Here is a 26,153-nt window from a genome sequence, read left to right as displayed (position 1 = left end):
GCTAAGTCGCGAATTTGTGCGCCGCCCACGGCACAGCTAAAGTCCAGAGATGACCGACTTCGCTTCCGATTTCCGCCAACCTCGCCGCTATGTCCGCCTGGATACGATCCTGCGGTTGCGCTGGCTCGCCGCGCTCGGCCAGCTCGTCGCGATCTTCATCGTGGCCCAGGGACTGGAATTCGACGTTCCGATCGTCCCCTGCGTCATCATCGTGACGTTCTCGGCACTGCTCAATCTGGCGCTGCAGATCGCCTTCAACCCGATGCAGCGGCTGGAGCCGGCCTATGCCGCGGCCCTGCTCGCCATCAACATCGTCGAGCTCGGCGGCCTTCTGTATTTCACCGGGGGGCTGCAGAACCCGTTCTCGTTCCTGTTCCTGGCGCCGGTCCTGATCTCGGCCACGGTGCTGCCGATCCGCCTGACGATCGCGCTCGGCTGCCTTGCGGTCGCCTGCGCCTCGGCGCTGTTCTTCTACCATCTGCCGCTGCCCTGGGACGGCGACGATCCGCTGGTGCTGCCGCCGATCTATTTGATCGGCGTCTGGCTTTCGATCCTGCTCGCGATCGGCGTCACCAGCCTTTACGCATTCCAGGTGACCGAGGAGGCGCGCCAGCTCTCCGATGCGCTTGCCGCGACCGAGCTGATCCTGACGCGCGAGCAGCATCTGACCCAGCTCGACGGCCTCGCCGCCGCCGCCGCGCATGAACTCGGCACGCCGCTGTCGACGATCTTCCTGATCTCGCGCGAGCTCGAGAAGACGGTGCACGACCCGGCGATCGCCGATGACCTCAAGACGGTGCGCGAGCAGGCGCAGCGGTGCCGCGACATCCTGAGCAAGATTGCGCAATTATCATCAAGCGGCGCGCCGTTCGACACCATGAAGCTGTCGACCCTGATCGAGGAGGCGGTGGCGCCACATCGCGATTTCGGTATCAACATCAAGGTGCGGCTTGCTGTCGCAGCAACGCGTGAACCGGTCGCGGCGCGCAATCCCGCGATCCTTTATGGCGTCGGAAACATTCTCGAAAATGCGGTCGATTTCGCGCATCAGACGGTCGAGGTGAACGCGTGGTGGAACGCGGAAACCATCGAGATCGTCGTCTCCGACGACGGCCCGGGCATCGCACCTGACATGCTGAAGCGGATCGGCGAGCCGTATTTGTCGCGCCGCCGGGGCGCGGATGAGGCCCAAAATGCGCGTGGTGGCCTGGGCTTGGGCGTCTTCATCGCAAGGACGCTGCTGGAACGCACCGGAGCCAAGGTGTCGTTTACCAATCGGCCCTTCCCCGATCACGGCGCCGTGGTGCAGATCGTCTGGCCCCGCGAGCGCTTCGAGGAAGCCGCGCCGGCCGACGAAACCGAATCCTGAGAACGATTCTTAATCGCTCCTCTGGCATACCGGATGCAGTACTCTTTCTGGAATGGCACGCGACTTTCGGCTGCCTTGGCAGCGCCGTAGTAGGACCCCATATAATATGGCGTCTGCCACAGGGAAAAATGGATCGTGAACGCCATCACTGAACTGAATGACCATGCCGACCGCTCGCTCCTCATCGTCGAGGACGACAAGCCGTTCCTGGAACGCCTGTCGCGTGCGATGGAGACGCGCGGTTTCGCGGTGAAGTCATGCGACACGGTGTCTGATGGTCTCGCCGAGATCGGCCGCGCCGCGCCTGCTTTCGCGGTCGTCGACCTCCGCCTCGGCGACGGCAACGGCCTCGACGTCGTCTCGGCGTTGAAGCGCAAGCGCCCCGAGGCGCGCGCGATCGTGCTCACCGGCTACGGCAACATCGCGACCGCCGTCACCGCCGTGAAGATGGGCGCCGTCGACTATCTCTCGAAGCCCGCCGATGCCGACGACGTCGTCGCCGCGTTGCTTGCGACCGGCGCGGAGAAGTCCGAGCTGCCGGCCAATCCGATGTCGGCGGACCGCGTGCGCTGGGAGCACATCCAGCGCATCTACGAGATGTGCAACCGCAACGTCTCGGAGACGGCGCGCCGCCTCAACATGCACCGCCGGACGCTGCAGCGCATCCTCGCCAAGCGCGCGCCGCGCTAAGCGGCGTTTCATTTGTTTTCACGATGGCCGGGCTCGTCCCGGCCATTTGCTTTTGTGGTTTCGTAGGATGGGTAGAGCGAAGCAAAACCCATCGATTTTGTGCCCGCGGCGCCAATGATGGGTTTCGCTACGCTCTACCCATCCTACGGAATCACACATCTAAAATTCATGCCCCTGCGGATCGACCAGCCGATTGATCCGCTGCGCGGCTGCCATGGCAAAGCGCACGGTCATCACCTTGCGAGTGGCCGCCGGCAGGCGATGCTCCGGCGCCTCGCAATGCAGATGCGCGCCATAGGCGTCGGCGATGATCCGGCCGGTGTCTGCGGGGAAGATCTCGCACGGCAGATCCTGCGTGAAGGCGAAGAACAACCGGTCGCAATGCATCCGGTAGTCCTGCCATTTCTGGTCGGCGCGCAAATCCTCGACCGACGACTTGATCTCGACGATCCAGATCTCGCCGCGTTCGTTCAGCGCGACCAGATCGGCCCGGCGGCCGGACGGCAGCGGCAATTCGCTGATGCAGGAAAATCCCAGCGACCTCAGAAGTCTCGCGGTGCCGCGCGCGATCGCAAGCGCAGTGTCCGACTGGCGTCGGTCGGGCGCGGGCACAAGCGCGATCTGGCGGGCGGGCGATTCCATCGCTCAAGAATAGCCGATTCCACCAGAGCATGATCCGGAAAAGTGGAAGCCGGTTTGCCGCGAAGATCATGCTCCAACACATAGAGCGTGGCAGCGCCGGAATCGGCCGCAAATTCGCACCCGGGCCGCCGCGATTTCGGCCTCAAGCCACCGCGAAGCCGATGGAACCTTGGTTCCGAGGGACGAAACCACTGGAGGAGAGACCCATGCGGTCACCCATCACACTTCGCTCGTTCGTCTTCGCTCTCGCAACCCTTCCACTGTCCGCCGGGCTGTCCTCGGCCGTCGCCAAGCCCGTGGTCGAAGTCGCCTTCGTGCTCGATACCACGGGCTCGATGGGCGGATTGATCGAGGGCGCCAAGCGCAAGATCTGGTCGATCGCCACCGCCATCGTCGATTCCAATCCCGACGCCGACATTCGGATGGGCCCGATTGCCTATCGCGACATCGGCGATGAGTACGTGACCAAAAAGGTCGAGTTGACGCGTGACATTCAGGACCTCTACGCCAATCTCCTGGAATTGAAGGCGCGCGGCGGCGGCGACTGGCCGGAGAGCGTCAACGAAGCGCTCGACGTCGCCGTCAACAAGATGCAGTGGACCCAAGGCCGCGACAGCACGCGCATCGTGTTTCTGGTCGGCGATGCCCCGCCGCATATGGACTATGCGCAGGACACCAAATACCCGGTCACGCTCGCGGTCGCCAAGCAACGCGACATCATCGTCAACGCCGTGCTCGCCGGCAACGCGCAGGACACCGAACGAGTGTGGCGCGACATCGCGCAGAACGGCAACGGCGAATTCATCCCGATCCCGCAGGACGGCGGCCAGATCGTCACCATCGAAACGCCGTTCGACGAGGACATCATCATCCTGCAGCGCGAGATCAACGGCACCGTGATCCCGTATGGCCCGCGCGCGTTGCAGAAGCGCACCGAATCCAAGACCCAGCAGCTCGCGAGCGTCGCCGCAGCTTCACCGGCGCGCGCCTCGGAGATGGCAAGCTTCATCAACAAGCGCGCCAAGGTCACGTCGGAGGCGGTGACCGGCGATGGCGACCTGGTCGCCGACATCGCGGCCGGCCGCAACGACATCGCAAAGGTCAAGGACGAGGACCTGCCCGACAATCTCCGTGCCATGAAGCCGAATGCGCGCAGTGCCGAGGTCGACAAGCAGATCGCTCAGCGCAAGGAACTGAACGAGAAGCTCGCCGCGCTGGTCGCCAAGCGCGACAAATATGTTGCCGAGCACCGCAAGAGCGCGCCGAAGGCAGCATCGTTCGATCGCGTGGTCGAGGACACGCTGAAGGCGCAGATCAAGCGGTAGGACTGGCTACCCTATGTCCATTCCCTCCCCCGCTTGCGGGGGAGGGTCAGGGTGGGGGCTCTCGCCGCTGTGGGACCGGAATTGTCAGCAAGGAATCGTGTCCGCTAAGCGAGGCTGGGTATTTGCGACCAAGTATCGATAGCCTTGTTGCGGAGCGACCCCCACCCCACCCTCCCCCGCAAGCGGGAGAGGGAGCCTAACCGATCTGCTCGCCTCGCTCGCGCGCGACATCCATCGGCGGCCCGAGGATCACGCCCTCATTGCCGCGCAGGTCGAGGACGCCTTCGATCTTCTCGCCTTGGCGCTCCATGAAGGTCGACAGCAGGACCTCGTTGCTGAAGCCGATGGCGCTGGAGGAGACCGACGCGGGCACTACGCCGAAATTCAGCGCGATCACGACCACGCCCTCGGCGCTGCGTCGCCGGTAGAGCAGGACATCGCCGTGCGCCGCCACCGGCTCATAGCTGCCATGGACCAGCTGCGGCAGCTTTCGCCGTAGCGCGATCAGCGCCTTGTAGAGGTTGAGGATCGACGCCCGGTCCGCCTCGAGGCTCGCGACATTGTCGCGTGCAAAATCCTGCGCAAGCGGCAGCCATGGCCTCGCCGTCGAGAAACCGGCATAACGCTCGGCGCTCCATTGCATCGGCGTGCGGCAGCCGTCGCGACCGACGCCGATATCAGGCACGTTCTTCTCGAAGGGATCGCGCACCTGGCCTGGGGCGATCGCAACCTGGCGCATGCCGATCTCGTCGCCGTAATACAGCGTCGGCGTACCGCGCAGCGTCAGCAGCAGCACTGCGGCGACCGGCGCCTGCGCGGGCCCCACCCGGCTCGCCACCCGCGGCCGGTCGTGATTGCCGAGCACCCAGTTCGGCCACGCCCCCGGCGGCAACGCCTTCTCATAGTCGGCAATGATCTGCTCGACCGAGCGCGCGCTCCACAAGGTCGACAGCAGCGCGAAATTGAACGGCATCTGCGCGCCGCGCAGATCGTTGCCGTAATAGGCGACCAGCCGGTGCAGCGGCAGATAGATCTCGCCGATCAGCACGCGATTGTCGAACTCCTCGGTGACGCGGCGCATCTCGGTGAGGACGGCGTGCACCTCCGGCTGGTCAGTCGAATATTGCGTCAGCACCTTCTCGTGCGGCGGCCGTCCCTCGCGATAATGCGGGTTCGGCGGATTGTCGCGGAATTCGGTATCCTTGATCAGGTGCCAGATCACGTCGACACGAAAACCGTCGACGCCCTTGCGCAGCCAGAAGCGCATCACGTCATAGATCGCGTCCCTGACCTCGCGATTGCGCCAGTTCAGATCAGGCTGCTGGGTAAGGAACGCGTGATAGTAGTACTGGCCGGAGGCCTCGTCATACGTCCAGGCGCTGCCGCCGAACTCCGACAGCCAGTTGTTCGGTGGACCGCCATCCGGCGCCGGATCGCGCCAGATGTACCAGTCGCGTTTTGGATTATCGCGCGAGCTCTTCGCCTCGATGAACCACGGATGCTGATCTGATGTGTGGTTCGGCACCAGGTCGAGGATCAGCTTGAGGCCGGAATCGTGCGCAGTCGCGACCAGCTCGTCGAAATCCTCCATCGTCCCGAACAGCGGATCGATGCCGGTGTAGTCGGAGATGTCGTAACCGAAATCGGCCATCGGCGACGGGAAGATCGGCGACAGCCAGACCGCGTCGACGCCAAGCCGCGTCAGATAAGGCAGCCGCGCGATGATCCCCCTGAGATCGCCGACTCCGTCACCATCGCCATCTTGAAACGAGCGCGGATAGACCTGATAAAAAATGCTGCGCCGCCACCAGTCCCTGTCGTCCCGATCCATCCCGTCCCCCCAAGCTCGCAGCCCAGCCGCTCCGCGCCTTGGGGCGGCCTGTCCGTTCAGGGATGACGCATAATTCGGGACGGAAAAATGGCTGCAATGCGTCAGTGGCGGGCGATTGCGAGCTGATAGATGGTGATCAGCACCTCGAACAGGATGAGGAAGACGATGATCAGCTCCAGCCGCAGCGAGCGGCTGGTGTCAATGATATCGGTCAGCACCTGCGCGGTCTCAGCCACGACGGCGAGCTTGCGGTTCAGCGATTCCGCACGCTCCTTCAATTCGTACTCGTCCTCGAGCCGGGCATAGAGCCGCTCGAGGTGCGGCTTGTCCCAGAGGATGTCGGGCTTCTCCGACACTTCGACCGGGCCAGCCACGCGATGCCGCACCAACAGCGCGTTGCCGATGTGCTTGAGGATCGCGACCCGGCCGCCACGAACCTGGCCGCCCTTGGCGAGCTCGCGCGCCAACGGCTCGGTCGTGTCGAACACGGCCCGGACCTCGCGCTCGTGCCGCGCCAGCACCACGCTTTTCGCTAGCGCCTCACCGACCAGGATCAGCCGCTCCGGCGACAGGCTTTGCAGATAGATCGGACCACCCGGCGGAATCTGGTCCTCCTTCTCGGCGGCGAGCTCGATGATCGCGATCTCCTCCTCGCGCCGCGTGAACAATCCGGTCATGCGCGACTGCAGGCTGCGCAGGAATTCATCCTCCTCCAGCGCATTGAGACCGATCAGGACCACGACGCCATAGCGGAACAGGATCGCCACACCATTGTCATTGACGCGAAATGCCAGCGGCGTCGTGGCCAGCACGTCGCCGCGCTCGAGGCCGGACGTGTTGATGCGGTCCGCGACGAAGAAGGCGCGGGCGGTGGTCCGGGGGCCGCCGAGCGGTGCATTGGAAGCCTGGGTCATGAAGTTCCGGACTGCGAGGACTTAGATCGGGATCGAGAGCAACCGCATATCAGCCTGCTCACGAAGCTGTTCTGCTGGAGGTGACCTTATCACGGTCCGTTTTGGGATCACACGCCGGGGCAAGCGCATTTCCCGTGCGTGTTGACGGCATTTTCCGGTAGCCTATGGTGCCCCCATGAACGACACAACCGAGACCAAACCGAAGGCCGGCGCGATCATCGTGCCGGTGACGCTGTTCGAGCAGAACTGCACCATCATCTGGCACGAGCCGACCAAGAAGGCCGTGGTGATCGACCCCGGCGGCGACGTGGCGAAGATCCAGGCCGCGATCAAGCAGACCGGCGTGACGGTCGAGAAGATCTGGCTGACCCACGGCCATATCGATCATGTCGGCGGCGCCGCCGAATTGCGCGACGCGCTGCAGGTCAAGATCGAGGGCCCGCATATCGCGGACAAATATCTGCTCGACAACGTGGTCTCGAGCGGCGAACGCTTCGGCATGACCGGGGTGCGCAATTTCGGACCGGACCGCTGGCTCGACGAGGGCGATCAGGTCTCGATCGGCGACCTCACCTTCGACATCCTGCACTGCCCCGGCCATTCGCTGGGCAGCGTGGTGTTCTTCAACAAGGAGCTGCGCTTCGCCCATGTCGGCGACGTGCTGTTCGCCGGCTCGGTCGGACGCACCGACCTGCCCGGCGGCAGTCACCCGACGCTGATCCAGTCGATCAAGGAGAAGCTGCTGCCGCTCGGCGACGATGTCGGTTTCATCTGCGGCCACGGCGCCGGATCGAGCATCGGCCAGGAGCGGATGACGAACCCGTTCCTGACCGGCGAGATGTAACTACTTCATCAGCCGTTACTTCATCAGGCCTGCGGCGGTCAGCGCCCGCGTGATGACGCCGCCGACGTCGACACCCTTGCTCCGCCGCTTGCGCGGCCGGTCGCTCTTGCGGCCGGATGCCGGCTCAGGCTCGGGCTCGGCCGCAGGCACCGGGATCGTCATCGAGATCGTGTCGGCGCGCTCGCGCGGGATTCCGGTCGGCGCGATATGCGGCTGACGGACCTTGTCGGTCAGGCCGAAGAAGCTCGCGATGTGATACGACGAGGAGATCCCGGCCTCGATCAGGAACGCGCCCTCCACGCCATAGCGCTCGTCATTGTCGGCAAGCCCGAGCGGCGTGCCGTGCGCCATGTCGGTGATGGAGTAGGATTCGACCAGCGTTTCGCCATCGGCGCTCCACCAGACCTCGCGCGGATGGCCGTCGACATCCGACTTCGACATCGCCACAAGCGGCAGGCCGTGCACGTCGAGCCACTGCCGGACGATCGCATCGGCATTGCCGGGATGCACGGTGCGGTCGGCGCTGCCATGCCACACCGAGATCTTCGGCCATGCGTCGCCATGCGTCGAGGCGTTGCGGACGAGACCGCCGAGCTCCGGCGCCGACAGCGCGCTTCCATGCAGCATCGCATGCAGCGCTTCGCGCAGATCGCCGGCGACGCCGAACGGCAGGCCGGCGATGATGGCGCCGCCTGCGAACACATCCGGATAGGTCGCGAGCATGACCGAGGCCATCGCGCCGCCGGCGGATAGTCCGGTCACGAAGATGCGGCGCGGATCGATCTTATGCGCACCGGCGAGGTGTCCAATCATTTGCCTGATCGAAGCGGCCTCGCCCTGCCCGCGCGCGATGTCCTGCGGATTGAACCAGTTGAAGCAAGTGTTGCCGTTGTTGGCCGCCTGCTGTTCAGGCATCAACAGCGCGAAGCCATATTGGCTCGCCAATGTCGACCAGCCGGCGCCGAGATCGTAGGACGCAGCCGTCTGGCCGCAGCCGTGCAGCACCACGACGAGCGCGGGCGACCGCGCAAGCTGCGCGGGCACGAACGAGTACATCTTCAGATCGCCGGGGTTGACGCCGAATTCGGTCGTCTCGACGAGCGGCGTCGGCACGGCCGGCGCAAGCGCGCCGAGACCGCTGAACGCGTTCATCTTGGGCAGATGACGCAAAAATTCGACATTGTTGACCAGGGACAACAGCAACTCCTGAGGTGATTCATTCTTCTGTGTCACCCGATCAGATAATTGCTGCACTGCAAAATGAAAAGGCCGTGTGCTGTCTTTCCCTGCGGAATTGTGAGAATCGGCGTTAACGCGTGATCGCGCTACGGACTGATCGAAACAGTTGCCGTAGCACCTTGTTCGAGCACCAACTTTCCAAGAAAGTGCGCCACGTGGCTGCGGATTCATACGGTGGCACGTCGCATCCATGACAGAAATGCGGCTGAAATAATGATCGACAGCACAAACAATGCGCATGCCGCAAACAGCGCCAGATGCGCTGATGTCGCGCTCTCAACGGCAAAGAACACTGCGCCGATCGCGGCGACGCCGGCCGCGTTGCCGATCTGCGTCGTCGTGCCATACATGCCGGAGCCGGCTCCGGCGCTTGCGGGCTTGACGCTCGACAGCACGGCGCTCGACAGCGGCGCCATCACCAGGCCCTGACCGTAGCCGAAGATCACAAGCACCAGTGCGAGCAACAGCGCCGATGGTGACGCGATCGCCTGAACCGTCGCGACCAGCACACCGAGGCCGACGATCTGCAACGCACAGCCCTCGATCAGCACCAGCGTGCCGCGATGCCTCGCGCGCATGCCGCTGTGCCGCGAGGCAATCACGAAGGTCAGCGCCAGCGGCACGAACACCAGCCCGGCCTGCAACGGCGGGATCTGCAGGCCCTTCTGCATGAACATGGTCATGATCAGGTAGAAGGACAGGTTGGCAAAGAAGAAGAAAAACACCGCGACCAGGCCGCGCATGAAGGCGCGATCGGACAGCAGCGCCAGATCGATCAGCGGCATGCCGCCACGGCGCGCGACATTGCGCTCGAGCCGCACGAAGGCCGCAATGACCGCAACACCTGCTGTCATCGTCAGCCAAACCCACGCCGTCCAGTTGAGATCGTGACCGAACAGCAGCGGGCCGATCAGGCACAGCAGACCCACAAACAGCACGATCGCGCCGGGAAGATCGAGCCGCGTGCCGGCGCGGCGCGGCACCGTCGGCATGATCTTCAGCGCGGCTGCGATGATGATGACGCCGAACGGCACGTTGACGAAGAACACCGCGCGCCAACCGAGGCCGGCAAGATCGAGCGTCACCAGCACACCGCCGAGCATGAAGCCGGCCGCGCCGGCGAGCCCCAGCACGATGCCGTAAATGCCGAACGCCCGCGCACGGGCGGCATCGGAGAACAGCAGATGCAGCGTCGCCAGCACCTGCGGCACCATCAGCGCCGCTGTCGCACCCTGCGCCAGCCGGGCGATGATCAGCTCCGGTCCGGACTGCGCCAGACCGCACCACAGCGAGGTCACCGAGAAGCCCGCGACGCCGGCGATGAACACGTTCCTTGTGCCGTGGATATCGCCGAGCCGGCCGCCGGTGACCACCAGCGTGGCATAGGCGATCAGATAGATCGCGATCACGGCCTCGATCTGCGCCGGCGTCGCGTGCAGCTCCGCCGCGATCGTCGGGATAGCGACGTTGACGATGAAGGCATCGACGCCGAACATGAATTGCGCTGACACCACGATCGCAAGCACCCACCAGCGGCGGGAGGTCTCCGCCCGCGTCGAAACGATCTGGTGCATGCCCTGTCCTGCCCGAAATGAAGTTGCAGCGGACATCAGCAGATTCCGGTCATTGCTTCGATTACCTGCGAGGTAAGCCTGGGATCACGGACGCGCGACCCGGCGCCGATTTGCGTTGATGCGCTGGGAAACATTCCGGAGGGCGGCAATCGCCGCCGATTTGCGCAACAACCATGCGGGCGCCGCAACCCCGGAGCATTGCCTTGCCTCGGGCCACCCCGTAGGTTGGCGGAAAGCCCCCGATAACAATCATCCGGAGAGAACGACCAATGGCGCGCCTCAAGTTCGGAGCCTTCCTCGCCCCGCATCACCCGATCGGCGAGCATCCGATGCTGCAATTCCGCCGCGACCTCGATTTCGTCGAGCAGCTCGACGCGCTTGGTTACGACGAATTCTGGTGCGGCGAGCACCATTCCTCGGGCTGGGAGACGATCGCCTCGCCGGAAATGTTCCTGGCCGCCGCCGGCGAGCGCACCAAGCGCATCAAGCTCGGCACCGGCGTGATCTCGCTGCCCTATCACCACCCCTTCAACGTCGCGCAGCGCATGGTGCAGCTCGACCACATGACCGGCGGCCGTGCCATCTTCGGCTCCGGCCCCGGCGCGCTCGCCTCCGACGCGCATACGCTCGGCATCGACCCGATGACCCAGCGCGACCGCCAGGACGAGGCGATCGCGGTGATCCGCCGCCTGTTCAACGGCGAGCGCGTTACCGCGAAGACCAACTGGTTCGAGATGCACGACGCCGCGTTGCAGATCCTGCCGCTGCAGGAGGACATGCCGTTCGTGGTGGCCTCGCAGATCTCGCCGTCGGGCATGACGCTCGCCGGCAAATACGGCATCGGCATCATCTCGCTCGGCTCGATGTCGACCCAGGGCCTGATGGCGCTGCCGCAGCAATGGCAGTTCGCCGAGGACGCCGCCAAGAAGGCCGGCACCACGGTGAGCCGTTCCAACTGGCGCGTGCTGCTGTCCTGGCACATCGCCGAGACCCGCGAGCAGGCACGGCGCGAGGCCGGCGCCGGGCTGCTGCGCTGGCACAACGAATATAACGTCGGCACCCTGATGCGGCCGGGCCTGACCGCGTTCGCCTCGCCCGATGAAGCCGTCGACAAGACCGCCTTCGTCGAAGGTGCTGCGTCGACCATCGGCACGCCGGATGATCTGATCAAGATGATCAAGAACCTGGTCGACGTCTCCGGCGGCGTCGGCTCGATCATCGGCTTTGCCCATGACTGGGCCAACCCCGAAAACACCCGCCGCAGCTGGGACATGGTCGCGCGCTATGTGGTGCCGGAGATCAACGGCTATATCGACGGCCTGCGCAAGTCGCGCCAGTTCGTGATCGACAACCGCGCGGTGTTCGAGCGCGCCGGCCAGGCTGTGATGGCCAAGATCATGCAGAACGACAAGGCCGCCGCAGCGCTCCAGCAAACCGGCACTGGGCGCGTCGCGATCCCGGCCGTGAATGCGCCCGACCTCGCGAAGGAAGCGGCGAAGCAGAAGGCGTAAGGGCAAGAGCGCCTTGCGGCGTGAGCGTCGCGCAGCTGTCGTAACCGCGAAAGCTGGAATCGACGTCGCGCCGCATCCACCGCCGTCGTCCCTGCGCAGGCCGGGACCCATAACCACGAATGCCGATCGTTGCGCCACGCTGGAACGACGAGTCCCGTTCACAACATCCACCGCGGCGTATGGGTCCCGGCCTGCGCCGGGACGACACTGAATTTGTTGCGCCGCTTGTGAGTCACACATCCGCATTCTCGCGACATGGATTTGTCCGAGTCTTGCGTCTCATTTAATTTGTCGCAGCCTGACGTCCGGCGACGCTGGCCTATGTCGCCTTGTGATCCGATGTGGACGGCAACAGGTCAGTGCTCTACGCCATCAGATCGGGATGATCTTTATCGATATTCTCCAGCAGCATAGTGTCTAACCGAGCGATGATATCGCCGACCGATGTCCTCAATCTCAGAAACTCATCTGTCGGAGAGGCTTCCTCGGCGAGCGTGAGCGCCAAGGACAACTCCTCAATGGCCCGCTCCGCGTGCTGTTTAAATCTTGCGGCTGATTTCGCGTCCATGAGGCGATCTCAATTTCTCGCGGGAACACTCTACTGAAGCCCCAATCTGCGTCGTGAATTTGGCGCTTCTTCGACCCGCCTCCCTTTGGCCAAAGCAGATCGACCGGATCGCTCTGACGGTGTCTGTTGATTGGGCTACGCCAGAAGTGGCAGCCAAAGCGGCAATGCGACGCGAATGACCCGAAGCCGACATTCCCGCTTCCGTTTCAGGCGAGGGTACTTCTTCACGGCATCGTCGTGGAATTGGTCAGCCGCCAATTACCCGAAACGTTCAATCAGCAATTCGGTGAGAACTCGGACCTTCCTTGTGGGATGCTGTCCGGGAGGTCGAACGACGAAGATGCCGGCCGTCGGAACAGGGTAGCGCGACATGACGCCAACAAGCGCGCCGGAATCCAGATAGCTTTTGGTGAGATGATCCGGAAGCCAGGCGATGCCGAGCCCCGCCACCGCGGCAACGACGAGTGCAGTACCATTGTCTGCCTTGAACCGCCCCTGCGGATGAATGGAAATGACCTTGTCGCCATCCATAAACTGCCAGGCTTCTGTTCCCTGCATGAGCGACTGGTGGCTGAGAAGATCGTCCGGCGTCTCGGGAGCCCCGTGCGCCCTGATATAATCCGGACTTGCCACCAGCGTCCCAGTGAGCGCTCCGACACGACGCGCGATCAAGTTCGAGTCGCTGAGATAGCCGACCCGTATCGCACAATCGAAACCCTCCCCAATGATATCCACGAAGCGATCGCTGTAGCTCGCCTGGACGTGGAGCAGCGGGTGGCGCAGCGCCATGTCCGCAAAGACCGGCGCCAAATGCGTGGGTCCCAAGGATAGCGGTGCGGCGATACGGAGGCGGCCGCGCAGTTCGCCGGCAGGCAAGATCGTTTCGAGGGCGGCGTCGATTTCGGCGCGGACGCGAGCGGCGTGCTCGCGAAATGTGACCCCGGCCTCCGTCAGCGCGGCACCGCGTGTTGTTCGCGCGAGCAGCTGAACGCCGAGCTCGGCTTCCAATCGGAATAACCGTCGGCTGACAATCGACTTGGAGACGCCAAGCCGCCGGGCAGCCGCCGACACCCCGCCAGCATCCGCCACGTCGACAAAAGTCCGCAGATCTTCGAAATCCATCCCAAGCGTTCCATTTTTTGCGACACAGATGGCCAATTCATAGGGCTATCTGATCGAATTCAGCAACGATAGCTTGGTTGTCAGTTCAAGCCAAGGGAGATCGCTATGTCATCGAGAAACCAACATTCCGGCCGCTCAGCGGTCGTCACCGGCGCCGGCGCAGGGCTCGGCCGCGATATTGCGCTGGAGCTCGCAGCCAAAGGCTATGTCGTTTTCGGAACGGCCATGTCGGCAGTGGAAGTCCAGGACCTGAAGGACGCTTCCGGTGGACGCGTCAGCCTGACGGTCTGTGACATGACCAAAGAAGAGCCGGTGAAAACCTGGGCGGGCGGCGTGTCCGACGCCCTCGGCGATTCCGGCCTCGATGTCCTGATCAACAACGCCGGCATCCTGACCCCGGGACCGATCGAGGTTCTTCCGCTGGACGCCATCCGGCGCGAATTCGACGTCAACGTGTTCGGTGCCCTCTCGGTCATGAATGCTTTTCTGCCCGCGCTCAGGAAGGCGCGTGGGCGCATCGTTCAGGTCAGCACGTGGACCGCCAGCGTGCCGCTGCCGTTCAATGGACCGTCGGGCGCATCGAAGGCCGCGATGGAAGTCTTCGCGACGGTCTACCGTGCTGAACTGAAGCGGTTCGGAATTGACGTCGTGGTCGCGGCGGCAGGCAACATGAAGACCGGTGGCCCCGCGAAAACAGCCGCAGCCCTCCAGCGGGTGGCTGACGGAATGACGCCCGAACAACGCGAGCTCTATGGAAAAACCTTCGGATCGTTCGCGGCCGCTCTGAACGGCATGCAGAACAGCGGCCTCGATTCGACCGCCGCCGCCCGAAGGGTGATCGAACTGGCCGAGCAAGTCCCCGCACCGAGCCGTGCGCCGGTGGGAGTAGACGCCGGAGAGATGCTCTGGGTCGCTCGAGAGAAATCAGACGCCGAGCAGGATGCGTTGCGCCTTCAGCTCGTCGGCCTGAGTTGAGTCCACCCGACAACCACCCATCTGACAACAGGAGCTAACCATGATCGAGATCCTTGACACCAACGATAGCCGCGCCGTTCGCAACAAGAACAACGTTCTTGCGCTCTACGATCTGATGATCAACACGAAGAGATCGGAAGAGGGCACGGCCAGATACGTGAGCCCCGCCTACATCCAGCACAACCCGCTGATTGCCGATGGTTCGGTCGCGCTGGGGAAGTTCTTCGCCCAGATCACCGGAGAACGCGCCCGGGCTCGCGTCGTGGTCCACCGCATCATCGCCGTCGGCGACTATGTATGGGCGCACGTGAATTTCCTGAATCTCTTCAATGACGACCCGAATGATACGGGAATCGCCGGCGTCGATATCTACAGGATGGACGCCGAAGGCAAGGCCGTCGAGCATTGGGACACCTTGCAGTTCGTTGGCGACGCGGCAAACTCGGCACCAATGATCGCGCCGAACATCCCACGGGCCAACCCGAACGGAATGTTCTGAACGGGCGCGCGTCAAGAAACGGGTCTGTTCCGATCTTGCGGTCCGGTGGAGACGTTCCTGCCAGCGCTACTGGCAGGGACGTCTCGCCTTTCAGCCATCAGCGGCGCTGAAAAAGGGCTGTCAATGTGCAGTGAGCACCTACGCTTGAAGCAGCTATCGCTGATCAGCTTTTCTTGTACATCGTCTCCGGCGAAATGTCTGCTTATGGCCCCGAGGCGAAGATCGCGATGGCTTCTGGCACGTCGGCATGCATTCACGTCGAGATCGACGTCACCGTTCGTGACTGAAGCGAACGTCTATGAGCACGGGCTCGCGGAAGAACTGGGCGATTACGCCACCGCTCCGATCCCAACCACGTCGATGCCGTCGACGCGGCCCCGGATCGGGAGCGTGCCGAGGTCGCTCAGCGGAAATGGCGGCGGCACAGCGAAGCGCGCCATCGCCGCGCGTGAGGCGAGAAAGCCGCCCTCGACCTTGCGGCTCAGCTCTTCGAGCCGCGCTGCGGTGTTCATGACGTCGCCGTTGAACACGATCGCGCGCTTGATGTCGCCGATCTCGCCGACGATCACCGGACCGAAATGCAGGCTGCCGCGGATCTGCGGCACCGCGCCGAACTCGTGCGCGAACTGCGATGCCGCCTTTTGCAGCGCGCTGCGCATCGCCACGAAGCAGCGCAGCGGCCGGCAATCGACCGCGCCGTGTCGCTCCGGCCAGGTGACGATGATTTCGTCGCCGACGTAATTGAGTACCTCGCCGCGATAATCGACCACCGACTGCGTCAGCAGGCGGAAGGTACGGTCGAGGAAGCGATGGATGCCAATGCCGCCGAGCCGTTCGGCAAGTCCGGTCGACCCCGCGATGTCGACGAACAACACGAAGCGGTCTTCCTCGACCGGCCGGTGATAGCGCCCGGTGACGAAGTTCATGAAGGCGCGCGGGCCGATCAGATTGGCTATCGCGAGGCCGAGGTTGATCAGCACCGAGACGCCTGCGGAGTAGGCGAAGGCCCACCAGAAATCCCCAAACGAGGCCTCCAGCGGGAGCCCCGCGATGCGCTCGCCCGGGTGCAACAGCTGGATGCCGATGATGATGGCGGCGTAGACGGCGCTGCGCACGGCCAGATTGGCGAGGAAGGACAGGCGATTGAGCCAGTCCCAATTCTCGAGGACGAACAGTTCGACCGCTCCGATGATGGCGCCAAGCAGGAAGCCGTAGACGGCGCCGGTGATCAGCGCCGTCGCTCCGGTGCCGTGGGTCAGGCCGACCGCGATGCCGGACAGGGTGCCGACCACGATCACGGCAGCAAGACGTTGCAGCTTCCGCTCGAGCCTGGCGTTCATGCGAGAGAGTTGTCGGGGGGAGCTTGCCAGATCGACCATCGTCATATTCCTCCCCTCGTCGTTCCGAGACGCGAAGCGATGAAGCGGGCCATGACGCTGCCGATTCGTTTCGCGCGCGTTGGAAAACGCTCTACCCCGCTCCCTGATCGAATGCCTTGCGCAACGCGACGTAGCCCGCCTGCTGCTGGCTCCAGTTGCGGCCGCCGGTCATGGCGCCGTCGACGACGAGGTCGTGGCCGTTGACGAAGCTCGATTCGTCGCTCGCCAGAAACACCGCGGCATGCGCGATGTCGTCGGGCAGACCCGCGCGCGGGATCGGCTGTGCTGCCTTATAGACCTCGCGCATGACAGCCGGGGTCTGCTCGGCGGCTTCGGTCGACAGCCCCAGCGCCTTGCCGAAAATGCCGGTGGCGATCGCGCCGGGCGAGATCGAATTGACGCGAATGCCGGACTCGCCGAGCTCCATCGCCACGCATTTGGTGAAATGAATCACCGCGGCCTTCGCGGCGCCATAGACCATCGACGAGGAGAAGCCGGCGAGCCGGCCGGCGATGCTGCCATTGTTGATGATGCTGCCGGAACCCTGCTGGCGCATGATGGGCGCAACATGCTTCATGCCGAGCATGACGCTGCGCACCAGGGTTGCCATCGCGGCATCGAACCGTTCGACGTCGAGGCCCTCGATGCCGCCGGTCTGCGCCGGGCCGCCGGCATTGTTGAACAGACAGTCGATCCGGCCGAACTTCTCCACCGCAAGCGCGATCAGCGCCTGCATCTGCTCCTCGACCGTGACGTCGGTCTGGCGAAAGATGCAGCTGCCGCCGAGCCGGCGCGCCAGTGCCTCGCCCTCCGGCGCGCGGCGCCCGGCGATCACGATCCTTGCGCCCTCCGCGACAAAGACCTCGGCCGTGCACAACCCGATGCCGCTGGTCGCCCCGGTGATGATCGCGACCTTGCCGTCCAGCCGTCCCATGCCGGTCTCCCTGACGTTTGATGTTGCCGATATTCCCCAGCCGCTCCTGCCAACGCAAGCGCAGGCTCGGTTAACGGCCGGCGAGGTCCGTCTGTGGCCAGAAGGCCACAACTGCGGTTTTTCGGTCGCAGCGGCCTTATTTTGGGTCGCCTGTTCACGTGAACTGGCGCGACCGATGGCGAAATGGATCGACGATTTCAGGGCGAGTTGGCGGGGCGATGCGCAGCCATCGCTGCTGCTTGCGGTCGCCTTCGCCGTGTTCTGTCTCGTTTTGGCCACGGCCGCGCGGTTCGGGCTCGCCCAGATCAGGCCGGACGTGTTCTTCACGCCCTATTTCCCGGCGGTATTCTTCGCGACCGCCCTTGGCGGCTTCCGGATCGGGATCGCAACCGCGCTGGCCAGCGGCCTGCTCGGCGTCCTGCTCAATTTCAGCAGCGCGCATGCCGACCCGGCGCGCTTTGCGCTGCTGATGATCTTCTGGGTCGTGTGCGGCGTCGCGATCTGGGGCGTGGAGCACTACCGTTCCCTGGTCGCGCAGCAGCGCGAGGTTTCCAAGCGGCTGACCGAGGAGGAGCAGTATCGCAAGATCGTGGTCGATGAATTGCAGCACCGGCTGAAGAACAAGTCCTCGACCATTCATGCCGTGCTGCATCAGGCGCTGCAGGACCGGCCCGACGTCTGGCAGCGCATCGACCATCGCATCCGCGCGCTCGCCGCGACCGACGATCTGATCGCGCGGGTCGACGGCTACGGCTGCGATATCAAGGATTTGCTCCGCTCGGAGCTCGGGCCCTACGGGCATGTACGGTTCAATCTGAATGGCGAGCAATTGTTCCTGCCCGCCAAGCTCGCCGTCTCACTGGCGCTGATCTTCCATGAGCTCGCAACCAACGCAGGAAAGTACGGCGCCTTCTCCTCGCCGCGCGGATTTCTGCAGGTGTCATGGACCGTGGACGACGGGCGTCTCAACGTGATCTGGGACGAAACCGAGGGACCGGTGGTCGAGGTCATCGGCGAAGCCGGCTTCGGCACCAAGCTGTTGAAGTCGGCGCTGCGGCCGTTCGACGGCAAGACCGAGATCAGTTACCTGAAGACCGGTGTTCACTGCATCATGCAGTGCAATCTTCCCAACTGTTGATAAGCCTGCTTTTCGGTACACGCACTTTATTTGCGCGTGCCGACGCAACCGCGCGCCGCGCAATCGCTTTCACCGGCGGCCGATGCCGCCATTGATACTCTGTTAATGACGATTGCCGCGGCGGCTTGCGAAAGCAGCCCGGGTCTCTTTCTGTCACGGCATTTCGCAAGTCCGCTTAACCAAAACTACAACGGACTTTGCCAAGGTCGGCGGATGCACAGTTTCATCAAAAACGATTTTCAGGCGGGCACGGCAGAGACCGGGCAGGACGACATTTCCAGCAATGAATTGCGCATCTTGCGCGATCTTCTCCAGCTGCTGCCAGCGGGCGTCACCGTCCAGGACGAGCAGGGCCAGTTCATCCTGGTGAATGAAGCGGCAGCGAGCCAGTTGCAGCTGGCAGCCAGCGCGAGCCAGCCGTCGCCGGTCGACGAGCGCCACGCCGCCAATTTGGACCTGTTGCGCAGCGGCCGTCCGGTGGTGCTCGAGGAAGTCCTCGCCTGCGGCGCCTCCAAATACGTGTTCCTCACCTCACATCGGCCGGTGCAGATCGCCGGCCGCAATCTCCTGATCTCGACATCGACCGACATCAGCGAGCAGAAGGCGTTCGAGGACCAGCTGTTCCGCTCGGCCTATTACGATGAGCTGACCGGCCTGCCGACGCGGCGGGTGATCGAGCATCGCGTCAACGGTCTGATCCGCGACTCCGCGCAGAACCAATTCGCGCTCGCCTTCCTCGACGTCGACAACTTCAAGCACATCAACGATTATTACGGCCACGCGATCGGCGACGCGCTGCTGGTCGAGCTGTCCAAGCGGCTCGGCCACGCGCTGCGCGAGACCGATATCCTGTCACGGATCTCCGGCGACGAATTCCTGCTGCTGCTGAACCCGATCAGCGGCAATGACGAGGTTGCCGAATTCATCCATGTCATGCAGGAGCGGCTGAAGGCGCCGTTCTTCATCGAGGACTCCGAGATCTTCGCCTCGACCTCGATCGGCGTCAGCCTCTACCCGGTGCATGGCCGGAGCTACGAGGCGCTGCGCCAGAATGCCGACATCGCGATGTATCGCGTCAAGAACAACGGCAAGGGCTCGATCGCGTTCTTCGACAACAGCATGGAGCGCGAGGCGCTGGCGCGGATGAAGATCGAGCAGTCGCTGCGGCTGGCGATCCTGGAAAAGCGCTTCTGCTGCGCATTCCAGCCCAAGGTCGATATCCGCACCCAGGAGATCAAGGGCATCGAGGCGCTGGTGCGGCTGCGCGACGACGAGGGCGTGATCCAGGCGCCTGGCACCTTCATCAACCTCGCCGTGGAGCTCGGCCTGATCGACGAGCTGACGTTTCTGGTGCTGGCGGAAATCGTCAAGTCGATCGACCTGATCAACGACACGTTCGGCCCCACGGCGACGATCAGCATCAATGTCGCCGCCAAGCAAGCCTCCAACCTCGAGTTCATGCGCCGCTTCGCGAGCGCGATCGAGGAGACCGGCTTCCCGAAACGCTTCATGATCGAGGTGACCGAGGACGCGTTCGTGACCCGGTCGCATTTCCAGGACCAGATCCTGCCGATCCTGCGCGGCATCGGCGTCGGCATCTCGATCGACGATTTCGGCATCGGCTATTCGTCGCTGTCGGCACTCGCGGACATCACCGCCGACGAGATCAAGATCGATCGCTCCTTCATCACCGACATCCACAAGCGGCCGCGCAGCCAGGGCATCCTGCGTGCGATCGAATCGCTGAGCGAGGCGCTCGGCATGACCGTGATCGCCGAGGGCATCGAGTCCTACGAGGAGCTCACCTATCTGCAGGCGGCGACCAAGATCCGCTACGCCCAGGGCTTTTACTTCGCCAAGCCGATCTTCCTCGAGGATTTGAAGCCCGCGACGCCGGTCGCCAGCGAGGCGCGCGCCAGCATGGCGGCGCGCCCGGCCCAGGAAGGCCGCCAGAGCTACTCGCGCGCCAGCGGTTTTCGGCGGTAACGCAAGTCAGAAGGCAACCTCGACGGGACTTCACTCCCTCTCCCGCTTGCGCAGGGCTATCACATATAGCGCTTCGGCATGACGTGTCCACGTCGTCATGGCCGGGCTATGGAACGAGGCCGACAACCGGATGCGATAGCTTGTCCCCGGGGCGCGCTGCTAAAATATCGAAAACAACCCCATGCAAAGTAGCCGGCGACTGTCGGCGCTCGACGCGGCAACTTGACTCGTCGGGCAAATCAGCGGCACTCTTCCATTATTCCGAAATCGTGATGTGAGTCTGCGGCTCCTCCAACACGTCGTCCCTGCCTAGTGCGCAGTTGTGCACGGGAGCAGGGACGACGATGAGGATGGTTTTCGATTGAAGGCGTCACGCCACGCGGCGTCATCACCCGCGCATGCGGGTGATCCAGTATTCCAGAGGCAGCAGTGCTTGAGCCGAGAAGCTGCGGCGTACTGGATCGCCCGGTCGAGCCGGGCGATGACGGCGGTGGACGAGGATATAGCTCCACAGACTCTCAGGATGACGCCTTGTTTCGCGGCTAGGCTCGAGACCCTCATGGAGCGCCGCTTGCGGCGCATCTTGAGCCACGATGCCAAGCACCTGCGCGGCCGGCGAAGACGCATATGCGATTGCCCTACCCGCAAGCGGGAGAGATAGGAGAGCGAGCTACTTCTCCAGAGCCGGCAGCGGCGGCACGCTGTCATTGGCGGAGCCGGCCTGCATTGTGATCAGCGTCATCGAGACGAGGTCGTAGTAGCCCATGATGCCGACGATATCCATGATGCCACGCTCGCCGAACTTCTCCAGCGCGGCCTTGTAGACGGCGTCGCTGACCTTCCTGTCGCGATAGAGCGCAATGCCGAGATCATAGAGCGCGGCTTCATCATCCTTCATGCCGTCGGGCCGCGTGCCCCTGGCGATCGCATCCGCGATCTTCGGATCGAGCCCGCCCTTCATCGCCAGCGGATAATGCGCGGTCCATTCATATTGCGCGGTCCAGTGCCGCGCCGTGATCAGGATCGCCATTTCGCTGAGCCGCGGCGGCAGCGAGGTGTTCCAGCGCAGATAGTCCGACAGGTTCGACAGCTTCGGCGCCAGATCGGGATTGCGGATATAGGCGCGGTAGGGCGGCACGGTGAACCTGGCGTTGCGCGGCGGCGCGCTGATCAGGTCGGCCCAGGCCTTTTGCGGCGGCGACAGTTCCTCGGCCTTGAGCGGCGCAAAACGCACGGCGTCTTCGCTGCGCGCAGCCGGCGTCGTCAACGCCAGCACTGCCAGAACGCTCGCCCCAAGCAGTTTTCTCATTGTTGCTCTCCCTTTCCGATGCAGGCTTCTCGTGTCCTGCCCGGCCGCGCGAGCTTAGTCGCGATCAAGACAGATGCAACGCGGCGAGCGCGCGTTTGGGCCCGCACCTACCGCCACGCCCGACATCAGCCTATATTGGAGGCGTCCGAAGCGGCGCGAAGGTGTCAGCCATGCAGCCTGTGTCTATCCTCCTCAACATCCTCTGGATCCTGATCGGCGGTGCCTGGATGGCGTTCGGCTGGCTGATCGCCGCTGTCATCATGGCGGTGACCATCATCGGGCTGCCCTGGGCGCGCGCCGCATTCAACATCGCGGTCTACACGCTGCTGCCGTTCGGCTCGCGCGCGGTACGGCGCGATGAAGTCACCGGCATGTCCGACATCGGAACCGGACCGCTCGGCGTGATCGGCAATCTGATCTGGTTCATCCTGGCCGGCTGGTGGCTCGCGATCGGCCATCTGATCACCGCGATCCTGCTCGCGGTGACGATTATCGGCATCCCCTTCGCCTGGGCGCATCTCAAGCTTGCCGGCATCGCGCTGTGGCCGATCGGCAAGGTGATCGTGCCGGCGTAAGGCGACCACATCGCGATCGGCGGGCTTTCGCGCGAGTTCTAGCGCGCCGCCTCGCAGCCGGGGATGTCGAACACCGCGGTCAGGCCGCAGGGCGAGTTGAGCATCTTGCCGCCCTCGTGGCCGACGCCGGGCACATCCCACACGCTGTGGTTCGGCGTGCCGTGGTCGCGGGCCTGCATCGCCGCGACATAGGAATGCCCGCGCGCGTAGCGGTACGGCCCTTCGGCCTCCGCCATGCAGGACTTGTCGAGTGCGGGATGATTGGGATTGGTGTCGAGCGTTCCCAACAGATAGATCACACGGCGCGCGACATAGGCCTGCTCCAGCACCGTTGGCGTCGGCTCGGCGAGATAGGGAGGACGGTCGTCCATGCCGAACTTCCAGCTGTTATAGCCCTCACACTTCGCCGCGATCGCGGGCTCCGGCCGCTCCTTGGTGAAGTAGGCGTAGGAGGACGGATTGGCGACGACGTAGCGCACGCCGATGCCCTCGCGCAGCAGCACCTGATCGCCCTTCACTGCGATCGCATAGCGCTGCACCACCTGGCCGCCGCCGGAATGGCCGAACACGACGACCTGCTTCAGGTTCGGAAACAGCTTGCGGTCGCCGAGCTTCGCCAGGATCGCGTCGAGCGCCTCGAACGAGCTCGCCCGATTGGGCGCCACCGCAGGCTCGCCGCCCTGCCAGCCATAGAGGCTCCAGCGCAGCGTCTCCGCCGGCAGCTTGAACGCCTCGACATCAGGCTCGATCAGGAATTGCGGCGCGATCATCAGCGTGCTCTTGCCAGTATCGCCGGCCGCGGCCTGCGCACTCAGCGCCGCGCGGAAATAGTCGTCGGCATTGCGCAGCACCCCGTGCAGCACCAGCACCGCGCGGGTGACGTCCGGCAGCGGATTGGACCAGTCGGCCGAGAGGTAGACGGGAAACATCGCGCTGCCGACGGCAATGCGACCGCTCGCGATCTCCTTGACCGGCTTCTTGTCACGCTCGATCTGCTCCTGCGTTGCCGACGCGACCGGCGCGTGAACGGTCGCGATGAGCAGCGTCAATGCCGCAAGCCAGGCTCGGTGATGCATGATTTCGACTCCGTTGGTGCCGTTGTTGTTTTGACGCGTTTTCTTGACGCGAACCGGACTTCGCTCGAAAACGCTTTGGCAGGGACGATGCGATCGGGCGGGATCATGGCGCGTCAGGCGCCGATTCACCCATGAATTTTCAGAAAGCTTCCAGACGGCACCTCACGCCGCGAGACGCCCGCGATTGTTGGCGGCGAGGATCGGTCGGATCAGGCGGCCGAACCGCTCGGCCTCCTCGTCGTGCAGATAGCCGGACAGGCAGAAGGAGTGGCAGCCGGCGTCGATGAACTGCTGCAAGGTCGCGGCGCATTGCTCGGGGTTGCCGACAACCGCGATGCCGGCACCGGGCCGCACCTTGGTGATGCCGGTCCACAGATGCGGCATCGGGAGATCGCCGTAGTCGCGCGCGAGCTGCTGCACGCGCTGGTTGGCCTCCGAGCGGTTGTAGAGCGTCTTCATCTCCTGCTTCTGCCGCTCGGTGGCGTGGCGCACCAGCCGGTCGGCCGCCTCCCAGGCATCGGCCTCGTTCTCGCGGCAGATCACCTGCAGCCGCATGCCGAAGCCGATCGCGTCCTCGCGGTCATGCGCTCGCGCCATCCGCCTGATCTCGGCGATATTGTCCGCGATGCGCTCCGGCAGGTCGCCCCAGAACAGATGGACGTCGGAATGCTTCGCCGAGACCTCCCAGGCCTGCCGCGAACCGCCGCCGAGATAGAATTTTGGAAACGGCTGCTGCAGCGGACGCGGCCTGATATGCGCGCCCGAGATCGTGTGAAATTGGCCCTGGAAGTTCACCGGGCCGCGCGTCGTCCACAGCGCCTTCAGGATCGAGACCTCCTCCTCCATCAGCGCGTAGCGCTCTTCCTTGGCGTAGCGCACGCCTTCGGCCTCGACCTCGCTCTCGTTCTGGCCCGCGATCAAATTGATGCAGATTCGCCCGCCCGACATCTGGTCGAAGGTCGAGATCATCTTGGCCATCAGCACCGGGTTGATGTAGCCGGGCCTTGCTGCGATTAGCGGCTTGATCCGCGCCGAGCGCGCCGCCATGAAGGCGCCGGATATCCAGGCCTCCCAGCACACCGAGCCGACCGGGATCAGGAGATATTCAAACCCGGCATCCTCGGCCGCCTTGACCACGCGGTCGCAGAGTTCCGGCGACCCCGCGACCTGCGCCTCCATCAGCCCATAGGCCGTGGTGTCGCCATGCGTGGGCAGATACCAGCCGAATTCCAGCGGACGCATGGGCAAACTCCCTCGAAAGACGGCCTTTTTCCTCTAGAGCCCCCTTCCGCTCCGATTGCATCGGAACGGGGCTCTAGATTCTCGCTTTAACGCGTTTTCTTCACGCGAACCGGTACCCACTTCGCTCGAAAACGCTTTGGCCTGTCATATTGGCGGCAGGCAGTTTACAGCCCTGAACCGGCCGGACAACGCCGTTGCCGACCCGGAGCCAATCAGCTAAATGAACCCCTGCACGCACCCGTAGCTCAGCTGGATAGAGCGTTGCCCTCCGAAGGCAAAGGTCACACGTTCGAATCGTGTCGGGTGCGCCACTCTACGCCAGACCACGCTGGCGTAAGCGAGGGCCGCCAATGGCGCCCTCTGTTGCAGTGGTTATGTCGGCTCTTTGGTGGCCGCACGTGCGTCATGCTCGCCATGATCGACCGAGGCCTTGAAGACTCCAGGGCGATTGAAGACAAAGCGTTACTGGTTTGGTAAAAGTGGGTGCCCACGTCCGCTCGAGACGAGGGGCAGAAAGAAATAGCGATTCGACTTCAATTCATCGCGCTCGAGTCACCCATCTGCAGGCTGCGGACCCGCGTATCCTTCCACGATCGAAAGGTCCATTATTGACTTACCCTGCCTCAGCGCCATCGCTTTAGCGTACTCCGGCGACCGGTAGCATTCGAGCGCCGCTTGATATGTTGGAAACTCAATTACGACCGCGCGTGATCTCGGCTTACCCTCGGGCGCTTCACACTTCCCACCGCGAGTCAGGAAATGCCCACCGTACTTTCGGAATGCCTTGGCATTCTCCGCAATGTAAGCTTGGTAGCCCTCGGGATCATGTACATCCGCGAACGCTACCCAATATCCTTTCGTCATCGCAGAACTCCTTCTCTCCTATTGGCTCGACCGCAATGCTCACACTGCTCGGCTATGGCACCTTGGCGTCCATCTCCGGGTACATCACCACGCTTTCCCGAGCGGTTGGCTCGTTGCGCGCGCCGAGGAAAACTGCAGGTTTACTCCCGCGGTTGACGGCGACGTGGAGCACGTTGGCTGGAATGTAGAGGTAGTCGCCGGAACGCACGACATCTCGGTGCTGCAGTTGATCTCCCGTCCACATCTCGAGCTCATCGCCACTCATCATGTAAAATGCTGTTTCGTGGTGCTCGTGGACGTGCGCCTTGGTGCGCTTTCCCGGCGGGATGGTGGCGATACCCAGCCATAGCGCCTTGGCTCCAACGCTCTCCGCGCTGATCCCGGGCAGGTAGTCCGACCCTTGCTCGGCGCGATACCCTCCGCCGCCCTTCACAACGACGGCCCTGCCGGCGACAGGCGATGGACTGTCCGACCCGGCTGCCTGCTTCAGCATCGTCATTTTCGACCTCCATGTGGTAGTGTGCCACAGCGGCCAGATTGAACAGGC

24 protein-coding genes and 1 tRNA gene are annotated in these 26,153 nt (G+C 63.8%); 11 read left to right on the top strand and 14 right to left on the bottom strand.

The window, feature by feature from the left end:
* The first annotated feature begins 49 nt into the window (after positions 1–49).
* Together Q0030_RS19800 and Q0030_RS19795 are read left to right on the top strand one after the other, a co-directional pair.
* Positions 50–1,369, top strand: coding sequence for an ActS/PrrB/RegB family redox-sensitive histidine kinase (locus Q0030_RS19800; RefSeq protein WP_298370579.1), 1,320 nt, complete (start codon positions 50–52; stop codon positions 1,367–1,369).
* A 135-nt stretch (positions 1,370–1,504) separates the two neighbouring features.
* Positions 1,505–2,059 carry an ActR/PrrA/RegA family redox response regulator transcription factor gene (locus Q0030_RS19795; RefSeq protein WP_298370576.1) on the top strand — a complete coding sequence of 185 codons (555 nt, stop codon included), beginning with the start codon at positions 1,505–1,507 and terminating at the stop codon, positions 2,057–2,059.
* 159 nt (positions 2,060–2,218) lie between these two features.
* Here the strand turns inward: Q0030_RS19795 and Q0030_RS19790 are convergent, their stop codons facing one another.
* The gene (locus tag Q0030_RS19790) at positions 2,219–2,701 is read right to left on the bottom strand and encodes an MmcB family DNA repair protein (protein ID WP_298370573.1); all 483 of its coding nucleotides are present in this window, start codon (positions 2,699–2,701) and stop codon (positions 2,219–2,221) included.
* A gap of 206 nt (positions 2,702–2,907) precedes the next feature.
* On the opposite strand from Q0030_RS19790, the gene Q0030_RS19785 reads away from it, so the two are divergent.
* Positions 2,908–4,026 (top strand): vWA domain-containing protein, encoded by a 1,119-nt coding sequence (locus Q0030_RS19785; protein WP_298370570.1) that lies wholly within the window; start codon positions 2,908–2,910, stop codon positions 4,024–4,026.
* A gap of 196 nt (positions 4,027–4,222) precedes the next feature.
* Here Q0030_RS19785 and Q0030_RS19780 read toward each other — a convergent pair whose 3' ends face one another.
* Positions 4,223–5,857, bottom strand: coding sequence for an alpha-amylase family glycosyl hydrolase (locus Q0030_RS19780; protein WP_298370568.1), 1,635 nt, complete (start codon positions 5,855–5,857; stop codon positions 4,223–4,225).
* 101 nt (positions 5,858–5,958) lie between these two features.
* A complete protein-coding gene (locus Q0030_RS19775) occupies positions 5,959–6,771 on the bottom strand; it encodes an RMD1 family protein (protein WP_298370565.1) in 813 nt (270 codons plus the stop codon).
* A 175-nt stretch (positions 6,772–6,946) separates the two neighbouring features.
* Between Q0030_RS19775 and Q0030_RS19770 the strand changes: the two genes are divergently transcribed.
* Positions 6,947–7,615, top strand: coding sequence for an MBL fold metallo-hydrolase (locus Q0030_RS19770; RefSeq protein ID WP_298370562.1), 669 nt, complete (start codon positions 6,947–6,949; stop codon positions 7,613–7,615).
* 15 nt (positions 7,616–7,630) lie between these two features.
* On the opposite strand, the gene Q0030_RS19765 is transcribed toward Q0030_RS19770, so the two are convergent.
* Together Q0030_RS19765 and Q0030_RS19760 are read right to left on the bottom strand one after the other, a co-directional pair.
* Positions 7,631–8,812, bottom strand: coding sequence for a PHB depolymerase family esterase (locus tag Q0030_RS19765; RefSeq protein ID WP_298370559.1), 1,182 nt, complete (start codon positions 8,810–8,812; stop codon positions 7,631–7,633).
* A gap of 209 nt (positions 8,813–9,021) precedes the next feature.
* Positions 9,022–10,428 carry an MFS transporter gene (locus tag Q0030_RS19760; protein ID WP_298370556.1) on the bottom strand — a complete coding sequence of 469 codons (1,407 nt, stop codon included), beginning with the start codon at positions 10,426–10,428 and terminating at the stop codon, positions 9,022–9,024.
* 269 nt (positions 10,429–10,697) lie between these two features.
* Here Q0030_RS19760 and Q0030_RS19755 point away from each other — a divergent pair, with 269 nt between their 5' ends.
* Positions 10,698–11,939 carry an LLM class flavin-dependent oxidoreductase gene (locus tag Q0030_RS19755; RefSeq protein WP_298370554.1) on the top strand — a complete coding sequence of 414 codons (1,242 nt, stop codon included), beginning with the start codon at positions 10,698–10,700 and terminating at the stop codon, positions 11,937–11,939.
* 364 nt (positions 11,940–12,303) lie between these two features.
* Here Q0030_RS19755 and Q0030_RS19750 read toward each other — a convergent pair whose 3' ends face one another.
* Both Q0030_RS19750 and Q0030_RS19745 read right to left on the bottom strand, forming a co-directional pair.
* Positions 12,304–12,507 carry a hypothetical protein gene (locus Q0030_RS19750; protein WP_298370551.1) on the bottom strand — a complete coding sequence of 68 codons (204 nt, stop codon included), beginning with the start codon at positions 12,505–12,507 and terminating at the stop codon, positions 12,304–12,306.
* Between the two features lie 258 nt (positions 12,508–12,765).
* A complete protein-coding gene (locus Q0030_RS19745) occupies positions 12,766–13,629 on the bottom strand; it encodes a LysR family transcriptional regulator (protein ID WP_298370549.1) in 864 nt (287 codons plus the stop codon).
* A gap of 105 nt (positions 13,630–13,734) precedes the next feature.
* On the opposite strand from Q0030_RS19745, the gene Q0030_RS19740 reads away from it, so the two are divergent.
* Both Q0030_RS19740 and Q0030_RS19735 read left to right on the top strand, forming a co-directional pair.
* Positions 13,735–14,604 carry an SDR family NAD(P)-dependent oxidoreductase gene (locus Q0030_RS19740; RefSeq protein ID WP_298370546.1) on the top strand — a complete coding sequence of 290 codons (870 nt, stop codon included), beginning with the start codon at positions 13,735–13,737 and terminating at the stop codon, positions 14,602–14,604.
* Between the two features lie 40 nt (positions 14,605–14,644).
* Positions 14,645–15,103 carry a nuclear transport factor 2 family protein gene (locus Q0030_RS19735; RefSeq protein WP_298370544.1) on the top strand — a complete coding sequence of 153 codons (459 nt, stop codon included), beginning with the start codon at positions 14,645–14,647 and terminating at the stop codon, positions 15,101–15,103.
* Positions 15,104–15,432: 329 nt separating this feature from the next.
* Here Q0030_RS19735 and Q0030_RS19730 read toward each other — a convergent pair whose 3' ends face one another.
* Complete coding sequence (locus Q0030_RS19730; RefSeq protein ID WP_298370541.1) at positions 15,433–16,443, bottom strand: adenylate/guanylate cyclase domain-containing protein; 1,011 nt, start codon at positions 16,441–16,443, stop codon at positions 15,433–15,435.
* Positions 16,444–16,573: 130 nt separating this feature from the next.
* Positions 16,574–17,416 carry a glucose 1-dehydrogenase gene (locus Q0030_RS19725; protein WP_298370538.1) on the bottom strand — a complete coding sequence of 281 codons (843 nt, stop codon included), beginning with the start codon at positions 17,414–17,416 and terminating at the stop codon, positions 16,574–16,576.
* Between the two features lie 175 nt (positions 17,417–17,591).
* Between Q0030_RS19725 and Q0030_RS19720 the strand changes: the two genes are divergently transcribed.
* The gene (locus Q0030_RS19720) at positions 17,592–18,554 is read left to right on the top strand and encodes an HWE histidine kinase domain-containing protein (protein WP_298370535.1); all 963 of its coding nucleotides are present in this window, start codon (positions 17,592–17,594) and stop codon (positions 18,552–18,554) included.
* Positions 18,555–18,767: 213 nt separating this feature from the next.
* Positions 18,768–20,540, top strand: coding sequence for an EAL domain-containing protein (locus tag Q0030_RS19715; protein WP_298370533.1), 1,773 nt, complete (start codon positions 18,768–18,770; stop codon positions 20,538–20,540).
* 670 nt (positions 20,541–21,210) lie between these two features.
* Here Q0030_RS19715 and Q0030_RS19710 read toward each other — a convergent pair.
* Entirely contained in the window at positions 21,211–21,849 is a 639-nt protein-coding gene (locus Q0030_RS19710) for a carboxymuconolactone decarboxylase family protein (RefSeq protein ID WP_298370530.1), read from the bottom strand.
* 170 nt (positions 21,850–22,019) lie between these two features.
* Between Q0030_RS19710 and Q0030_RS19705 the strand changes: the two genes are divergently transcribed.
* On the top strand, positions 22,020–22,424 hold the full coding sequence (locus Q0030_RS19705; protein ID WP_092120423.1) for a YccF domain-containing protein: 405 nt from the start codon (positions 22,020–22,022) through the stop codon (positions 22,422–22,424).
* 38 nt (positions 22,425–22,462) lie between these two features.
* Here the strand turns inward: Q0030_RS19705 and Q0030_RS19700 are convergent, their stop codons facing one another.
* Positions 22,463–23,500 (bottom strand): alpha/beta fold hydrolase, encoded by a 1,038-nt coding sequence (locus Q0030_RS19700; RefSeq protein WP_298370526.1) that lies wholly within the window; start codon positions 23,498–23,500, stop codon positions 22,463–22,465.
* A 162-nt stretch (positions 23,501–23,662) separates the two neighbouring features.
* On the bottom strand, positions 23,663–24,742 hold the full coding sequence (locus Q0030_RS19695) for an LLM class flavin-dependent oxidoreductase (protein WP_298370523.1): 1,080 nt from the start codon (positions 24,740–24,742) through the stop codon (positions 23,663–23,665).
* 234 nt (positions 24,743–24,976) lie between these two features.
* Here Q0030_RS19695 and Q0030_RS19690 point away from each other — a divergent pair.
* Positions 24,977–25,053, top strand: a tRNA-Arg gene (locus tag Q0030_RS19690).
* Between the two features lie 241 nt (positions 25,054–25,294).
* On the opposite strand, the gene Q0030_RS19685 is transcribed toward Q0030_RS19690, so the two are convergent.
* Positions 25,295–25,606: a DUF1330 domain-containing protein gene (locus Q0030_RS19685; RefSeq protein ID WP_298370521.1), complete on the bottom strand. Its 312-nt coding sequence runs from the start codon at positions 25,604–25,606 to the stop codon at positions 25,295–25,297.
* A gap of 52 nt (positions 25,607–25,658) precedes the next feature.
* Entirely contained in the window at positions 25,659–26,105 is a 447-nt protein-coding gene (locus Q0030_RS19680; protein ID WP_298370519.1) for a cupin domain-containing protein, read from the bottom strand.
* Positions 26,106–26,153: the final 48 nt, after the last annotated feature.

This window comes from uncultured Bradyrhizobium sp. (assembly GCF_947648125.1).
GTDB lineage: Bacteria > Pseudomonadota > Alphaproteobacteria > Rhizobiales > Xanthobacteraceae > Bradyrhizobium.
The sequence above is the reverse complement of the archived record's forward strand: the minus strand, read 5'-3'. Positions and strand labels throughout refer to the sequence as shown.

Coding starts and splice junctions, on each gene's coding strand:
- Q0030_RS19800 (WP_298370579.1), top strand. CDS start 50: ATGACCGACTTCGCTTCCGATTTCCGCCAACCTCGCCGCTATGTCCGC.
- Q0030_RS19695 (WP_298370523.1), bottom strand. CDS start 24,742: ATGCGTCCGCTGGAATTCGGCTGGTATCTGCCCACGCATGGCGACACC.
- Q0030_RS19730 (WP_298370541.1), bottom strand. CDS start 16,443: ATGAACGCCAGGCTCGAGCGGAAGCTGCAACGTCTTGCTGCCGTGATC.
- Q0030_RS19745 (WP_298370549.1), bottom strand. CDS start 13,629: ATGGATTTCGAAGATCTGCGGACTTTTGTCGACGTGGCGGATGCTGGC.
- Q0030_RS19790 (WP_298370573.1), bottom strand. CDS start 2,701: ATGGAATCGCCCGCCCGCCAGATCGCGCTTGTGCCCGCGCCCGACCGA.
- Q0030_RS19750 (WP_298370551.1), bottom strand. CDS start 12,507: ATGGACGCGAAATCAGCCGCAAGATTTAAACAGCACGCGGAGCGGGCC.
- Q0030_RS19705 (WP_092120423.1), top strand. CDS start 22,020: ATGCAGCCTGTGTCTATCCTCCTCAACATCCTCTGGATCCTGATCGGC.
- Q0030_RS19720 (WP_298370535.1), top strand. CDS start 17,592: ATGGCGAAATGGATCGACGATTTCAGGGCGAGTTGGCGGGGCGATGCG.
- Q0030_RS19755 (WP_298370554.1), top strand. CDS start 10,698: ATGGCGCGCCTCAAGTTCGGAGCCTTCCTCGCCCCGCATCACCCGATC.
- Q0030_RS19785 (WP_298370570.1), top strand. CDS start 2,908: ATGCGGTCACCCATCACACTTCGCTCGTTCGTCTTCGCTCTCGCAACC.
- Q0030_RS19740 (WP_298370546.1), top strand. CDS start 13,735: ATGTCATCGAGAAACCAACATTCCGGCCGCTCAGCGGTCGTCACCGGC.
- Q0030_RS19715 (WP_298370533.1), top strand. CDS start 18,768: ATGCACAGTTTCATCAAAAACGATTTTCAGGCGGGCACGGCAGAGACC.
- Q0030_RS19725 (WP_298370538.1), bottom strand. CDS start 17,416: ATGGGACGGCTGGACGGCAAGGTCGCGATCATCACCGGGGCGACCAGC.
- Q0030_RS19680 (WP_298370519.1), bottom strand. CDS start 26,105: ATGACGATGCTGAAGCAGGCAGCCGGGTCGGACAGTCCATCGCCTGTC.
- Q0030_RS19775 (WP_298370565.1), bottom strand. CDS start 6,771: ATGACCCAGGCTTCCAATGCACCGCTCGGCGGCCCCCGGACCACCGCC.
- Q0030_RS19760 (WP_298370556.1), bottom strand. CDS start 10,428: ATGCACCAGATCGTTTCGACGCGGGCGGAGACCTCCCGCCGCTGGTGG.
- Q0030_RS19685 (WP_298370521.1), bottom strand. CDS start 25,606: ATGACGAAAGGATATTGGGTAGCGTTCGCGGATGTACATGATCCCGAG.
- Q0030_RS19770 (WP_298370562.1), top strand. CDS start 6,947: ATGAACGACACAACCGAGACCAAACCGAAGGCCGGCGCGATCATCGTG.
- Q0030_RS19780 (WP_298370568.1), bottom strand. CDS start 5,857: ATGGATCGGGACGACAGGGACTGGTGGCGGCGCAGCATTTTTTATCAG.
- Q0030_RS19735 (WP_298370544.1), top strand. CDS start 14,645: ATGATCGAGATCCTTGACACCAACGATAGCCGCGCCGTTCGCAACAAG.
- Q0030_RS19710 (WP_298370530.1), bottom strand. CDS start 21,849: ATGAGAAAACTGCTTGGGGCGAGCGTTCTGGCAGTGCTGGCGTTGACG.
- Q0030_RS19700 (WP_298370526.1), bottom strand. CDS start 23,500: ATGCATCACCGAGCCTGGCTTGCGGCATTGACGCTGCTCATCGCGACC.